We start from the raw sequence: 13685 nt of genomic DNA, 5'->3' as shown, positions 1-13685 counted from the left end.
GGGCTCAGGACCCGGTCGGGTCGCCGTGCAGCCGTACGGTGCTGAGGATCTTCTTCACGGTCGCGTCCGGGATCTCCTCCGAGACGCCCTTGGCGCCGTAGAGCGTCCAGGACACGAAGTCGCCCGCCGAGTTCTTGAAGGCGAAGGTGGTCGCCTTGCCGTCGGAGTCGCACTTGCCCTTCTTGGCGACACCCTTGGAGTACGTCGTCGCGACGCTGCCCTGGACGCCCGAGGCCGTGGTGTACGCCTCCGGCTTGCCGATCTTCAGCAGCTTCTTCGAAGCGGTCTTCTGATCGGTGTAGCCGCCGAAGACCCACCACGCGGAGTCGTTGCGTGCCACGTCGTCGGTGTTCTTGGCGCCGCTCTGGCCCTTGGTGCCCGCGGCGGCGAGCGAGGTGTCGTCGGTGCGGCCGTCCTTGTCCGCGTCGGACGTGCACCACTTCTCCTTGAGGAACGCGGGCGCGGACATGCCGATGAGCACGGAGCCGTCGCCCTTCTTGTCGTCCTCGAAGCCGATGAAGGTGCCGGAAGTGCTGACGTTCCAGTCCGACGGCACGTCGAAGGCGGTGCCCCACTTGGGGTTCACCACGACCTTCCAGCCGGCGATCGTCGCCTTCTCGTCGCCGCCGCCGCGCGGGTCGGCCTCGCTCGCGCTCGCCGACGTGGACGCCGACGGCTTCGGGGACTTGGACGTGTCCCCGCCGGCCTTGTCGTCCGAGTCGCCGTTCCCGCCCAGGACGAGGTAACCGGTGACCCCGGCGGCGATCACGACGGCAAGGGCCGCGACGATCGCGGTGATCTTCGTCTTGTTGCCGCCACCGCCGTTGCCGCCGGGCACCTGGGGCGAGCCGAGGGGATCCGACGGCGCTCCCCACTGAGGCTGCCCCGGCTGCTGTCCGTACGGGCCGGGCTGCGCGTACCCCGGCTGTTGGTATCCCGGCTGCTGATACGGATTCGGCTGCTGGTAACCCGGCTGCTGATACGGGTTCTGGTCCTGCGGATTCTGCTCGCCCCCGGGCGGCTGCTGTCCTGGCCACATGGCTGGTAACGATAGAGGGGGCCCCGACCCGGGTGCCACGGCGGTCCCCGAAAACGACCGCACCGTCAGGCCACTTGTCCCATTGATCCCGGCTCGCACCGCGTCGGATCGAGGCCCGCACCGCATCCGGTGCCGGCTCAGGCCGCGGTTGTGTCGCTGTCCTCGACGCCGACCGGTCCCAAGTCGGGCCCCCGCCGGGTCGTCGTGGGGACGACGGGTGCCGAGGATCTTCAGGGCTGCCGCGTCGGGCATCTCGTCCCGGAGTGCGGCTCCGCCTGCGAGGTGACTGATCGACTTCGGCGCCAGGTCACGGGGCTGGCCAAGGATTGCTACCCATGGGTAACATCGTCGTATGAGCGCAGACCAGATGACGATCGGCGAGATGCTCGCCGCGACCGTGCCGATGGCCCGGACCCTGAACCTCGAGTTCGTGGAGACCACTCCGGAGAAGGCCGTCGTGGCGCTCCCGGACCAGGGCGACTTCCACAACCATGTCGGCGGACCGCACGCCGGCGCCATGTTCACGCTGGGGGAGTCGGCGAGCGGGGCCATCGTGCTCGCCGCCTTCGGGGACCAGCTCTCCCGCGCCGTGCCGCTCGCGGTCAGCGCCGAGATCGCGTACAAGAAGCTCGCGATGGGCCCCGTCACGGCCACCGCCACGCTCGGACGGCCCGCCGCCGACGTCGTCGCGGAGCTCGACGCCGGTCAGCGCCCCGAGTTCCCGGTCGCCATCGCCATCCAGCGCGGTGACGGCGCGGTGACCGGCGAGATGACGGTCATCTGGACCCTCCGCCCGAACGGCTGAGACGGACTTCACCCCCAGGGCCCTGACCGGGAGTACGAGCCGGTCGGGGCCCTGGGGCATGTCCGCGACGTCGCGTCGGGCGGGCGAGACTCCGCGGACGCGCCCCAGGCCGTCGCCGGGCCGCTTCAGCCGCGCGGCACTCGGATGCTCACCGTCTGGGTGACCCGGGTGCAGAGCCGGTGCCCGTCGTCCTCGATGTCGCATTCCACGACCGCCGTGTCGCGCCCCACCCGCAGCACGCGGGCCTTCGCGTACGCGGCTCCCGCACGCACCGGCCGCAGGAAGTGCGTGGTCGAGGTGGTGGTGGCGGGGACCGCGCCCTCGGGGCCGTTCAGCGCGGCGCACACCGCCGAGGCGACGTCGGCCAGGCCCATCAGCGCGCCCCCGTGCAACCCGCCTCCCGCGGTGGACAGTTCGGGCACGAAGTCGAGTTCGGCGTCCACTCCCTCGGCGGACAGGGCCGTGAAGCGCACGCCCAGGGTCCTGGCGTAGGGGGCCATCGCGTAGATGTCGTCGGCGGTGACGGTCACATCGGGCTCCTTGTGGGAGTGGCGGGACGCACATCGATGATCCTTTCTATCAACTCCCTTATCTTCAGGGGGCGTTCCGTCGGTGCGGAATGTGTGCGCGATCCGGTCGTCCGCCGCGCCGGCGTGCCGGACGCCAATCGTGCGGCGAACACAACGCGTCGTTCAGCTCACTGCCACTGCCCGGTCATGGCAGGTCACCACCGTGCCCCCTGACACCGATCCCGCTCACCTGGAGGGCACATGGGCACGGCAGGACAGCAGAACGGGCCGGACAGACGGGCGTTGCTGCGCGCGGCGGTCGCCGTCCCGGCGGCCGGCGCGGCGACGGCGGCCTTCGAGGCGACCCCGGCACAGGCCGCGACCACGGGCGGGGGAGGCCGGTTCGACACCGAGAGCCCGCGCTTCGCGCTGGCCGTGCTTCCCGACACGCAGTACCTCTTCGACGCCGACAGCGCGGACCCGGAGCCGCTGCGGGAGACCTTCCGGTACCTCGTCGCGGAGCGGGCCGAGGCCAACATCGCCTTCATGACGCACCTCGGCGACGTCACCGAACACGGCACCGAGGACGAGATCGGACGCGCCGCCGACACCTTCCGCACCCTGCACGGCAAGGTTCCCTACAGCGTCCTGGCCGGCAACCACGACATCCCCTCGTCCACCGACGACCAGCGCGGGGAGACGGCCTACCTGGCCGCGTTCGGCCCCGAGCGCTACGCCTCCATGCCCACCTTCCGCGGTGCCTCTCCCGACGGCTACAACAGCTACCACGTGCTGCGCGCCGCCGGCCGGGAGTGGCTGGTGCTCGCCCTGGACTGGCGGGTGTCGGACAAGGGACTGCGCTGGGCCCAAGGTGTCCTGGACGCCCATCCGACGCTGCCCGCCGTCCTCACCACCCACGACATCGCGTGGTCGGACGACGACGGCAAGGCCCGGCTCTCGGACAACGGCGAGCGGCTGTGGGACGGGCTCGTCCGCGGCAACGACCAGATCTTCCTCGCCCTCGGCGGCCACTACTGGCCACCCGGGCGCACGATCCTGACCAACGACGACGACAACGATGTCCACGTCCACATCACCAACTACCAGGACCGCTACTACGGCGGCGCCGGGATGATCCGGACCTACTCCTTCGACGTGGCCAGAGGCGTCGTCGACGTGGAGACGTTCGCGCCGTGGTTCCTCGCCCGCGACCCGGAGAAGCGGACCCCGCTGGAGGCCGAGACGATCGAACTGACCGGCCCTGTCGACCGGTTCAGTCTGCGCGTCGACTTCGACGAGCGTTTCGAGGGCTTCGCGCCCGCCGTCCCGCCGAAGCCGCGCCCCGCCTCCGCCGTGATGCCGCACGGCACGGTGGCCTACTGGCGCTTCGACGGCTCCGGGAGGGCGCCGGGCGCCCCCGTCGAGGAGGGCACGGTCGTACGGGACCTCACGGGCCACGGGAACGACCTGACCGTGAGCCGGCTGCACGCGAGCGGCCCGGCCGTCCTGACCTGGTCGGCGGACCACCACCCGGGCCAGCCCGCCCACGCCAGCCTCCGCTTCGACGGCGGGAAGGGCCCCGACCGCGGCGCCGTCCTCACGACGCGGGCCGGGGCCGCCCTGAACAGCGCGAAGTTCATCCGGGGCTACACCATCGAGACGTTCCTCAAACTGCCGGACCCCTTCGAGGGCGACCACGCCTGGATGGGCATCCTGAGCTGGGAGGGCCGCAACGGCGACGCGGGCAGGACGACGGGCTGGTCCCCGCTGGAGCCCACCTGCAGCCTCAATCTGTCGCCGGAGCGGTTCCTGCAGTTCGTCGTGTATCCGGAGCGGCAGGACGCCGACCCGACCTCGTGGAGCCACGCGCTCCCGGTCGGCCGCTGGACCCATGTCGCCGTCGTGAACGACGGCCGCCGCACCGTGCTGTACGTCGACGGCTCGAAGATCGCCCGCAACCCCACGCAGCCGTCCACCGGGATCGCGACACTCGGCAAGCCCTTCGTGATCGGCGCCACCCAGTTCGACGAGACCTTCGGCCAGGGCTTCTACGGCTGGATCGGCGACACCCGGATCGTCGACCGCGCCCTGCCCGCGCGGGACTTCCTCAAGCCTCCGTCCTAGAGCACCTGTTCCCTTCCGGCCGTCCATGCCCGACCCTGGCCTTCGGGCGGTGCGCGCGCACCGCCCGAAGGCCGGAACGGGTGCCGGGACGAGGAGTGCGAGCGTGGGGGCAAGCGGGCGGGACGCCGTTCTGGTGACCGGTGGCAGCGGGTTCGTGGGAAGCCATCTGGTGCGGCGACTGCTGGAGCGGGACTACCGCGTCCACACCACCGTACGGACGACCGCGAACGCGGCGAAGGTGCGGCCGCTCCGGGAGATGCAGGAGGACTTTCCCGGCAGGCTCACGCTGTTCGAGGCCGATCTGCTGGCCGACGGATCCTTCGACGGGGCGATGGAGGGCTGCCGCGTGGTCTTTCACGTGGCGTCGCCGTTCCTGATGCCGGAGAAGATCAAGGACGGCCGCCGGGACATGGTCGCCCCCGCCCTGCTCGGCACCAGCAACGTGCTGGGCGGGGTGGAACGGACACCGACGGTCGAGAAGCTCGTCCTCACCTCCACCGTCGGCGCCGTCTTCGGCGACTACATCGACGTCCGGAGCATGGACGGCGGTGTCCTGTCGGAGAAGTACTTCAACACCACCAGCACGGTCGAGAACAACCCCTACCACTACGCGAAGACGCTCGCCGAGCGCGAGGCGTGGGCGGCGGAGGCGGCCCAGGACCGCTGGCGCCTGGTGTCCGTCAACCCCGGTCTGGTCCTCGGCCCGTCCCTCACCCCCGCCTCGGAATCCGGCAGCCTGTTCCTGCTCGACGAACTGTTCAAGGGCTACTTCTTCTACGGCGCGCCCGATTTCAGCTTCACCACGGCGGACGTCCGCGAGGTCGCGGACGCGCACATCGCGGCCGCGGAGCACGACGGCGCCAAGGGCCGCTACATCGTCGCGGCCGAGACGATGACGTCCTTCCACGACATGGCGCGCGTCATCCGCGCCCGCTACCCCCGGTCCCCGCGGCTGCCCCGCACCGCCCTCCCGCACTGGCCGGTTCGCGTCCTCGGCCCGGCGTTCGGACTGACCCAGGACTACATCCGCAAACACCTCGGCATCCGCTTCCGCGTGGACAACAGCCGCAGCGTGCGGGAACTGGGGATCACCTACCGCCCGGTCGAGGAGACCCTGCTCGACCACTACGAGAGCTGGAGGCACCGCAGGACGTGACGAGACCCACACGTCCGGGCCGCTGTTCAGGACGAGCAGGTAGGCTTCCCGGCGGGCGCCCCGGGGAAACGCACCTCGCTGATCATGCTAAACACGGTCGCCCGGGTCACGTACACCGAAACGGGAGGAACCGGCGTTGCACGTCCAGGACTGGCTCGAGACGGTGCCGGCGGTCAGTATCTACGCGCTCGTGGCGCTGGTCATCGGCCTGGAGAGCCTGGGCATCCCGTTGCCCGGTGAGATCGTCCTGGTCTCGGCGGCGCTGCTCTCCTCGCAGCACGCCGGCATCAACCCGATCATCCTCGGCGTCTGCGCGAGCCTCGGGGCGATCATCGGCGACTCCATCGGCTACGCCATCGGCCGCAAGGGCGGACGCCCGCTGCTCGCCTGGCTCGGCGCGAAGTTCCCCAGACACTTCGGCGAGGCCCATGTCGCCACGGCCGAACGTTCCTTCCAGAAGTGGGGCATGTGGGCCGTCTTCTTCGGCCGCTTCATCGCCCTGCTGCGCATCTTCGCGGGCCCGCTCGCCGGTGTGCTGCGGATGCCGTACTGGAAGTTCCTGATCGCCAACGTCCTCGGCGGCATCATCTGGGCCGGCGGCACCACCGCCGTCATCTACTACGTGGGTGTCGTCGCCGAGTCCTGGCTGAAGCGCTTCTCGTACCTCGGCCTGGTCGCCGCGGCGCTCGTCGGTGTCGCCTCCATGCTGATCGTCCGCCGCAAGGCCAAGAAGGCGGCGGCGGAGCACGGCACGGCGGAGTCGGAGCCCGTCCCCGCCGCCGAGTAGCGCGGCTGCCCGTACCCTCCCGCGGTGCGAACGCCCGGAAGCGCGGCGCCGGCCGCTCCGGGCGGCACGGACCTAATCGTGGATCTCGCGGTGCGCCTTCGCCAGTTCCACGTAGAAGACACCGTTCAGGGAGAGACCCTCGCGCTCCTCGTCGGTCAGCGGGCGCTTGACCTTCGCGGGGACACCCGCGACGAGTGAGCCCGGCGGGACCCGCATCCCCTGCGGCACCAGCGCCTGCGCGGCCACCAGCGAGCCGGCCCCGATCACGGCGCCGTTGAGCACCGTCGCTCCCATGCCGATCAGACAGTCGTCCTCCACGGTGGCGCCGTGCAGCACGGCGTTGTGGCCGACGGAGACCCGTTCCCCGACGGTGATGGGGAAACCGGGGTCGACATGCAGACTGCAGTTGTCCTGCACATTGCTGCCGGCGCCGATGACGATGGGGCCGCAGTCGGCGCGCAGCACCGCGCCGTACCAGACACTCGCGCCCGCCCCCAGCGTGACGTCCCCGATGACCACGGAGGTCGGGGAGACGAACGCCTCCGGGTCCACCCGCGGATCCTTGCCGCCGATCCCTTTGATCAGCGCCTGATGCGTCGTCACCGTGTCACCGTCTCGTCGTGTCGTGGCCGGGCCTTCTGAGTACACCGGCACCGTATGTCATGGCCCCCGCGTACCTCCGGTGGGGCGAAGATCACAGGCGTCCGGCCGCGTTCGCATGCCCCGCGCTGAGTACCGTGAGCGGGTGTCCAGGAGCAAGAACACGTTCTCATCATGGCGGCGACGCCTCGCGCAGCGCGCCGTCCACGCGGGCTGGGCCTGGATGCGGCGCGCCGGCACGGTCTCGGCCGAGCGGCCGGGCCGCTTCCGTTTCGGCGCCATCGGGGAGAACACGCGTCTGGCCTTCCCGCTGGGCACGGTCTTCGGCGAACCCTGGATCCACCTCGGCTCGTACTGCATCGTCGCCGAGCAGGTCACGCTGACCGCGGGCCTGATGCCCGACCTGGACCTCGGCCCCGACCCGATCCTGCGCATCGGGAACGGCGTGGTGCTCGGCCGCGGCAGCCATGTCATCGCCGACACGACGGTCACGATCGGCGACGACTGCTACTTCGGGCCCTATGTGTACGTCACGTCCACGAACCACTCGTACGACGATCCGCACGAACCCATCGGCAAGCAGTGGCCGCGGATGGAGCCCGTGGAGATCGGACCCGGCTGCTGGATCGGGACCAACGCCGTGATCCTTCCCGGCGCGCGGATCGGCCGGAACGTCGTGGTCGCCGCGGGTGCGGTGGTACGCGGCGCGGTGCCGGACCACTCCGTCGTCGCCGGAGCGCCCGCGAAGGTCGTCCGGCGGTGGGACCCCGTCGCCGGATGGCAGCCGCCGCTGCGCACACCACCGCCGGTGCCGATTCCCGACGGGGTGACCCCGGAGCAGTTGCAGGCGCTCTCGGAACTGGACGAGGAGACGATCGCACGGCTCGCGGAGCTGGATCTCGACCCGCGGGACGCGGCCGAGGACGTGCACACGCAGTCGGGGGACGTCCGCGCCGAGTCCTGACCCGGGAGTGACGGACGGGCCACCGACAGGCCGCGACGGCCGAGGTCCGCTCCAGGTGCCGTGCACGGGCCGCCCCCTCCGAGGAGCGTCGTACCCGATGGCGGAACCGGCTCGGCCGGTCCGGAAGCGGCTCAGCCGGTCGCCAGCAGCACGGTGCCGACAAGGGCCAGCGCGGCTCCGGTGGCCTGCACCCCGCGCAGCCGTTCCCTGAGGACACCGCGCGCGGCCAGGGCCGTGACCACCGGGTACAGCGAGGCGAGGACGGCGGCGACGGTGACCGGGCCGTGCTGGGCGGCGACCGAGTACGTGCCGTTGGCCGCGACGTCGGACAGGCCCACGAAGGCGAGCGCGGGCAGGGAGGCCCAGGGGAAGCCGCCCTCGGGCAGGGCCGCGCCGCCGCGCCGGACGGAGACGGCCAGCGCCGCGCCGCCGGTGACGACATTGGTCAGGCGCTGCACGAACAGGGCCAGGAAGAGCCCCGTGACCGACGACGACGCCTCCGCGATCAGCACGAACACCGTGCCGAAGCCGGCGGCCGCGATCAGGGTCAGGAGGATCGCCTGCCGCTGCACCGGCGCTCCCCGGAGCTGGGGCCCGCCCGCGAGGACGACACCCGCGACGGCGACCGCGATGCCCGCGACCTGGGTCAGTCCCGGGCGCTCCCCGAGGAACAGGCCGACGCCGATGGGGACGGCCACGGCCAGTGAGCCGAGCGGCGAGACCACGCCCATCGGCCCGAGCGCGAGCGCCTTGTAGAAGGAGAGCAGCGCGACCGGGCCCACCAGGCCCGCGGCGACCGCGAACCACAGTTCCGGTCCCGCCGCGCTCCAGCCGCCGGTGGCCAGCACGATCGCGCCGAGGACCACCGCCGCGATCGACTGGGAGGCGACGACCACCGTGAGCGCGGGTGTGCGCCGGGTCAGCAGACCTCCGCCGAAGTCGGCCAGGCCCCACAGGAGGCTGGTGGCCAGGGCGAAGAGTGCTGTCACGGGGGGCCTCGCAGTACAGTTCGGTGAACGATCAGGTGCATCACACGATAGTTCACCTGATTGAACTCTGTCATTCAAAATATTGGACGGAATGTGTCGGATCTCGACCTGCTGACTCAATCCCTGGCGCGCAATGTGAAGCGCTGGCGCACCGAGCGCGGCTTCACCCTGGAGGCGCTCGCCGCTCGCGCCGGAGTCAGCCGTGGCATGCTCATCCAGATCGAGCAGGCCAGGACCAATCCCAGTCTGGGTACCGTCGTCAAGATCGGTGACGCGCTCGGCGTCAGCATCACCACCCTCCTCGACTACGAGCAGGGGCCCAGGGTCCGGATCGTCCCGGCCGACCAGGCCGTACGTCTGTGGCACACCGACGCGGGCAGCTACAACCGGCTGCTGGCCGGCACGGAGGCGCCCGGCCCGCTGGAGATGTGGGACTGGCGGCTGATGCCGGGCGACGGCAGCCCTTCCGATCCGCATCCCGCCGGCACCGTCGAACTCGTGCACGTCATCTCGGGCGACCTGACCCTCACCGTCGACGGCGTCGATCACCACGTGCCCGAGGGGGCGAGCGCGTCGTTCGAGGCCGACACCCCCCACACGTACGCCAACCAGGGCGATATCCCGGTCGAGATGGTCATGGCCGTGTCGGTGCCGCTCGTGCACTGAGGTCCGGCGGCTGCGCTCCGGGCGGGTCCACGAGGCTGTTAGCGTTCCGTCATGCGCGCACCCATCGGACACTTCGACCACGCCTTTCCGGCCCCCGATCGCCTGGACGACCTCGTCCGCCCCGTCGCCGACGCGGTGCGCGGGTGGCGTGGCGGCACGCCCGCCGAGCAGATCGTCTACGTCGAGACGAACCCCGAGTGGGCCGACACCGCCGTCTTCGTCGAGCACTACGGCAAGGAGCTGCTCGACACGTCCGCCAACTGCGTGGTCGTCGCGGGCAAGCGGGGCGGTGAGACCACGCTCGCCGCGTGTCTCGTCCTGTCCACCACCCGCGTCGACGTCAACGGCGTCGTACGCCGTCAACTGGGCGCCCGGAAGGCCTCGTTCGCCCCGATGGACCTCGCGACCGGCGAGACCGGCATGGAGTACGGCGGCATCAGCCCCGTCGGACTCCCGGACGACTGGCCGGTGTTGATCGACTCGGCCGTCGTGGAGCTGCCGTACGTGCTCGTGGGCAGCGGCCGTCGAAGCGGCAAACTCCTGGTGCCGGGCAAGGCGTTCGCCGAACTGCCGAACGCGGTGGTCCTGGAGGACCTGGGCATCCCTGCCTGAGATTCAGCCCCTCCGGCGTTTGAGGAGCGGGGTCTGGGGCGGAGCCCCAGGTGCGGGTCGGGCAGGGGCGGAGGGGGCGAAAGTCGCTGTGCCGGCTCACCCCGTTCCGCCGGCGGCGGGAGTCCGTTCACGCGGCCGAGTGATGAGCCAGCGCCCGGTGCGGGTCTGAGGCGCCGGGTGCCGGAGCCGGATCGGCGTGGACCAGGGCGGCGGTCAGCCGCGGTACGGCGTGCAGCAGGGCGTGTTCGGCGTCCACGGAGATGTCGTGGGCGTGACGCACGGTCGCCTCGCCGTCCACCACGACCGACACCTCGGCACGCAGCCTGTGCCCGATCCAGCGCAGCCGCAGTTCCCCCACGTCGCGCACGCCCTCGACCTGCCGCAGCGCCTGCTCGGCCCGGTCCACCAACTCGGGCTCCACGGCGTCCATCACGCGCCGGAAGACCTCCTTGGCGGCGTCGCGCAGCACGAGCAGGATCGCGGCGGTGATCGCCAACCCGACCAGCGGGTCGGCGAGTTGCCACCCGAGAGCCGCGCCGCCGGCGCCCACCAGCACGGCGAGTGAGGTGAATCCGTCCGTACGGGCGTGGAGTCCGTCCGCCACGAGGGCGGCCGAGCCGATCTCGCGCCCGACGCGGATGCGGTACCGGGCGACCCACTCGTTGCCCGCGAAGCCGATGAGGGCCGCGACTGCGACCGCCGGTAGGTGGCGTACGGGCTGCGGGTCGAGCAGGCGGCCGAACGCCACCCAGGCCGCGAAGGCGCCGGACGCCGCGATCGTCAGCACGATGACGATGCCCGCCAGGTCCTCCGCCCTTCCGTAGCCGTAGGTGAAGCGCCGGGTCGCCGCTCGGCGGCCCAGGGTGAAGGCGACTCCGAGCGGCAGGGCGGTCAGCGCGTCGGCCGCGTTGTGCACGGCGTCGCCGAGCAGCGCGACCGACGCCGACAGGACGACAACGGCCGCCTGCGCCAGCGCCGTTGTGCCGAGGACGGCCAGCGAGACCCACAGCGCCCGCATGCCCCGGGCCGAAGCTTCCAGCGCGGAGTCGAGCTTGTCGGCCGTTTCGTGGGAGTGCGGGGAGAGGAGATGGCGCAGCCGGCCTCCGAGGCCGTGGCCATGGCCGGGGGCGTGGCCACGGTCGTGGTTGTGGCCACGGTCGTGGTCGTGGTGACTGTGGCGGCGTGGCCGTCCGCCGCCGTCCTCGCTCCCACGGCTCCCGACGCCGTGGCCGGTGCCGTGGCCGTCCCCGTGACGGTGGTCGTGGCCGTCGTCCCCGTGGTGATGGTCGTGCCGGTCGTTCACGTGCGTCCCCTTCCGTGCGCGGGAGTGGACGCGCCGACGTCCACGAGGCCATTATGTGCGTATGAGCGCACGCATGCACCTATCACCTGCGCACGATGCGCACCCGCGCACCCCCGGCGAGGAACAGTTCGCGCTCGCCGCCGAACTCCTCGCCCTCCTCGCCGACCGCACCCGCCTCACCCTGCTGCACGCCCTGACCGGCGGGGAAGCCGATGTCACGACGCTGACGGAGCGGTGCGGAGCGGCCCGTCCGGCCGTCAGCCAGCACCTGGCCCGGCTCCGTCTCGCCGGGCTCGTGAACACACGGAAGGAAGGACGCCGGGTGGTCTACTCGCTCGGAGACGGTCATCTGCGCCGGGTGGTCGACGAGGCGCTGAGCCTGGCCGACCATCGGCTCTCCGACCGCCCGACGCACGACTGAGGCCATGCGCGGGCGGCGCCGTCAGCGAGTGAGGGTGCCGTCGTTCGTGACCGCGTGGTCGTGCGGGAAGGGGGTGTCGTCCTCGCCCTCCTCCAGCAGGTTCGCCGCCGCGCCCACGATGCTCGGGTCGGGGCTGCCGACGACCTCCCCGTCCTTGTCGGCGTAGGCGAAGCGGGCCAGGACACTGCGCATGGCCTCGACACGGGCCCGCTTCTTGTCGTTGCTCTTCACCACGGTCCAGGGCGCCTGCGTGGTGTCCGTCTCGCGGAACATCGCGACCTTGGCCGCCGTGTAGTCGTCCCAGCGGTCCAGCGAGGCCAGGTCCATGGGGCTCAGTTTCCACTGCCGTACGGGGTCGACCTGACGGATCGTGAAGCGGGTGCGCTGCTCACTCTGCGAGACCGAGAACCAGAACTTGATCAGGTCCACGCCGTCGTCGACGAGCATCCGCTCGAAGGCGGGCGCCTGCCGCATGAAGCGCCGGTACTCGTCGTCGGTGCAGAAGCCCATCACCCGCTCCACGCCCGCCCGGTTGTACCAGGACCGGTCGAACATCACGATCTCGCCCGCGGTCGGCAGGTGTTCCACGTACCGCTGGAAGTACCACTGCCCGCGTTCCCGCTCGGTCGGCTTCTCCAGCGCCACCACACGGGCTCCGCGCGGGTTGAGATGCTCGGTGAACCGTTTGATCGTGCCGCCCTTGCCCGCCGCGTCGCGCCCCTCGAAGACGACGACGAGCCGTCGGCCGGTCTCCTTGATCCAGCTCTGCAGCTTCAGCAGCTCGATCTGCTGGAGCCGCTTGTGCCACTCGTACTCCTTGCGCTCCATGCGCTGCGGGTACGGGTAGTTCTCCCGCCACGTGTCCACCGGACTGCCGTCCGGCCGGATCAGTACGGGGTCGTCATGGTCGGTGTAGTCCACCCGCATCCCTGCCAGCAGTTCCGTCATCCGGCCCTCCTCTGCCCGTGGTCCGATTGTCCGCCGATCACGTTGTTCCTGCCGTGTCGGCGGAATCGCGGCGCGATGTGGTCCATCCCTCGATGGAAGCAATCGGAGGCGTACGGCGGGAGAACCGGAGACGAAGGAAGCACGAGTCGGAGCCGAGAGACACGCACGACCGAGGCGCGTCGGTCAACGGCGCCCATGTGCAAGGCGGTTGGCCGGGCCGACCGCCGGGCTCGTTTCGGCGGTCAGTGTGCCGGCTGTCGGTCCCGTCTCAGGTCGACCCATTCCGCGGTCTCGCCGAGCAGGACATAGCGGTCGATCTCCGTGAAACCGTGCCGCCGGGCGAAGCGCAGGCCGTCCTCGTTGGACGCGAGGACCACGGTCTCGATCACCCTGGCCCCCAACGAGTGCGCCTGTTCCAGACCGCGTGCGTACAGCTCCCCGCCGAAACCCCGCCCGCGGTGCTCGGCCAGGACGCGCGCGATGACGGTCGCCGTCGCGCTGCCGCCGGTGGGCGGACGCACGGTCGTACAGCCCACGAGGACCTCGCCGAGGTAGGCGACCTCCAGGCGGTAGCGGCGGGCGCGCTCGCGCACCTCGTCGAGCGACATCGCGGCGGGCGGGACGATCACGTTGTGGACGTGCTGCCAGTCCGTGAGGCGGGTCTCGTCGGCCGGCGCTTCGATGCGAAGGGTGGTGGGCACGTGAGCAGGAAACCGGTGCGGGCCGCACGGCGTCAACAGCATTGACTCGGGCCGCCGTCGG

Annotated in this window: 15 protein-coding genes; 8 read left to right on the top strand and 7 right to left on the bottom strand. The window is 71.2% G+C overall.

The window, feature by feature from the left end:
• Positions 1 to 4: 4 nt before the first annotated feature.
• Positions 5 to 1039 carry a hypothetical protein gene (locus ACIQ7M_RS06675; RefSeq protein ID WP_355768622.1) on the bottom strand — a complete coding sequence of 345 codons (1035 nt, stop codon included), beginning with the start codon at positions 1037 to 1039 and terminating at the stop codon, positions 5 to 7.
• A gap of 367 nt (positions 1040 to 1406) precedes the next feature.
• Here ACIQ7M_RS06675 and ACIQ7M_RS06670 point away from each other — a divergent pair, with 367 nt between their 5' ends.
• Positions 1407 to 1844: a DUF4442 domain-containing protein gene (locus ACIQ7M_RS06670; protein WP_103552027.1), complete on the top strand. Its 438-nt coding sequence runs from the start codon at positions 1407 to 1409 to the stop codon at positions 1842 to 1844.
• Positions 1845 to 1969: 125 nt separating this feature from the next.
• Here the strand turns inward: ACIQ7M_RS06670 and ACIQ7M_RS06665 are convergent, their stop codons facing one another.
• Entirely contained in the window at positions 1970 to 2374 is a 405-nt protein-coding gene (locus ACIQ7M_RS06665; protein WP_403640457.1) for a PaaI family thioesterase, read from the bottom strand.
• 240 nt (positions 2375 to 2614) lie between these two features.
• Here ACIQ7M_RS06665 and ACIQ7M_RS06660 point away from each other — a divergent pair, with 240 nt between their 5' ends.
• The 3 genes from ACIQ7M_RS06660 (at position 2615) to ACIQ7M_RS06650 (ending at position 6420) form a co-directional block, all read left to right on the top strand.
• Positions 2615 to 4477, top strand: coding sequence for a LamG-like jellyroll fold domain-containing protein (locus ACIQ7M_RS06660; protein WP_403640454.1), 1863 nt, complete (start codon positions 2615 to 2617; stop codon positions 4475 to 4477).
• Between the two features lie 103 nt (positions 4478 to 4580).
• Positions 4581 to 5633 carry an NAD-dependent epimerase/dehydratase family protein gene (locus ACIQ7M_RS06655; protein WP_403640451.1) on the top strand — a complete coding sequence of 351 codons (1053 nt, stop codon included), beginning with the start codon at positions 4581 to 4583 and terminating at the stop codon, positions 5631 to 5633.
• A 136-nt stretch (positions 5634 to 5769) separates the two neighbouring features.
• A complete protein-coding gene (locus ACIQ7M_RS06650) occupies positions 5770 to 6420 on the top strand; it encodes a DedA family protein (RefSeq protein ID WP_403640448.1) in 651 nt (216 codons plus the stop codon).
• A 72-nt stretch (positions 6421 to 6492) separates the two neighbouring features.
• Here ACIQ7M_RS06650 and ACIQ7M_RS06645 read toward each other — a convergent pair whose 3' ends face one another.
• Entirely contained in the window at positions 6493 to 7023 is a 531-nt protein-coding gene (locus ACIQ7M_RS06645; protein ID WP_355770765.1) for a gamma carbonic anhydrase family protein, read from the bottom strand.
• Between the two features lie 115 nt (positions 7024 to 7138).
• On the opposite strand from ACIQ7M_RS06645, the gene ACIQ7M_RS06640 reads away from it, so the two are divergent.
• Entirely contained in the window at positions 7139 to 7984 is an 846-nt protein-coding gene (locus ACIQ7M_RS06640; protein WP_403640445.1) for an acyltransferase, read from the top strand.
• Between the two features lie 131 nt (positions 7985 to 8115).
• Here the strand turns inward: ACIQ7M_RS06640 and ACIQ7M_RS06635 are convergent, their stop codons facing one another.
• Positions 8116 to 8973 (bottom strand): EamA family transporter, encoded by an 858-nt coding sequence (locus tag ACIQ7M_RS06635; protein ID WP_403640442.1) that lies wholly within the window; start codon positions 8971 to 8973, stop codon positions 8116 to 8118.
• Positions 8974 to 9066: 93 nt separating this feature from the next.
• On the opposite strand from ACIQ7M_RS06635, the gene ACIQ7M_RS06630 reads away from it, so the two are divergent.
• The gene (locus ACIQ7M_RS06630) at positions 9067 to 9639 is read left to right on the top strand and encodes an XRE family transcriptional regulator (protein ID WP_355770773.1); all 573 of its coding nucleotides are present in this window, start codon (positions 9067 to 9069) and stop codon (positions 9637 to 9639) included.
• Between the two features lie 51 nt (positions 9640 to 9690).
• Positions 9691 to 10251 carry a YbaK/EbsC family protein gene (locus tag ACIQ7M_RS06625; RefSeq protein ID WP_403640439.1) on the top strand — a complete coding sequence of 187 codons (561 nt, stop codon included), beginning with the start codon at positions 9691 to 9693 and terminating at the stop codon, positions 10249 to 10251.
• A gap of 127 nt (positions 10252 to 10378) precedes the next feature.
• On the opposite strand, the gene ACIQ7M_RS06620 is transcribed toward ACIQ7M_RS06625, so the two are convergent.
• Positions 10379 to 11554, bottom strand: coding sequence for a cation diffusion facilitator family transporter (locus ACIQ7M_RS06620; RefSeq protein ID WP_403640436.1), 1176 nt, complete (start codon positions 11552 to 11554; stop codon positions 10379 to 10381).
• Positions 11555 to 11615: 61 nt separating this feature from the next.
• On the opposite strand from ACIQ7M_RS06620, the gene ACIQ7M_RS06615 reads away from it, so the two are divergent.
• Positions 11616 to 11975, top strand: coding sequence for a metalloregulator ArsR/SmtB family transcription factor (locus ACIQ7M_RS06615; RefSeq protein ID WP_355770782.1), 360 nt, complete (start codon positions 11616 to 11618; stop codon positions 11973 to 11975).
• A 21-nt stretch (positions 11976 to 11996) separates the two neighbouring features.
• On the opposite strand, the gene ppk2 is transcribed toward ACIQ7M_RS06615, so the two are convergent.
• Together ppk2 and ACIQ7M_RS06605 are read right to left on the bottom strand one after the other, a co-directional pair.
• Positions 11997 to 12923 (bottom strand): polyphosphate kinase 2, encoded by a 927-nt coding sequence (ppk2, locus tag ACIQ7M_RS06610; RefSeq protein WP_403640432.1) that lies wholly within the window; start codon positions 12921 to 12923, stop codon positions 11997 to 11999.
• Positions 12924 to 13165: 242 nt separating this feature from the next.
• A complete protein-coding gene (locus tag ACIQ7M_RS06605; RefSeq protein ID WP_403640429.1) occupies positions 13166 to 13666 on the bottom strand; it encodes a GNAT family N-acetyltransferase in 501 nt (166 codons plus the stop codon).
• Between the last annotated feature and the right edge of the window lie 19 nt (positions 13667 to 13685).

Origin of the sequence: Streptomyces sp. NPDC096324, from assembly GCF_044763015.1 — a bacterium.
Taxonomy (GTDB): domain Bacteria; phylum Actinomycetota; class Actinomycetes; order Streptomycetales; family Streptomycetaceae; genus Streptomyces.
This window is presented reverse-complemented; position numbering and strand designations above follow the sequence as displayed.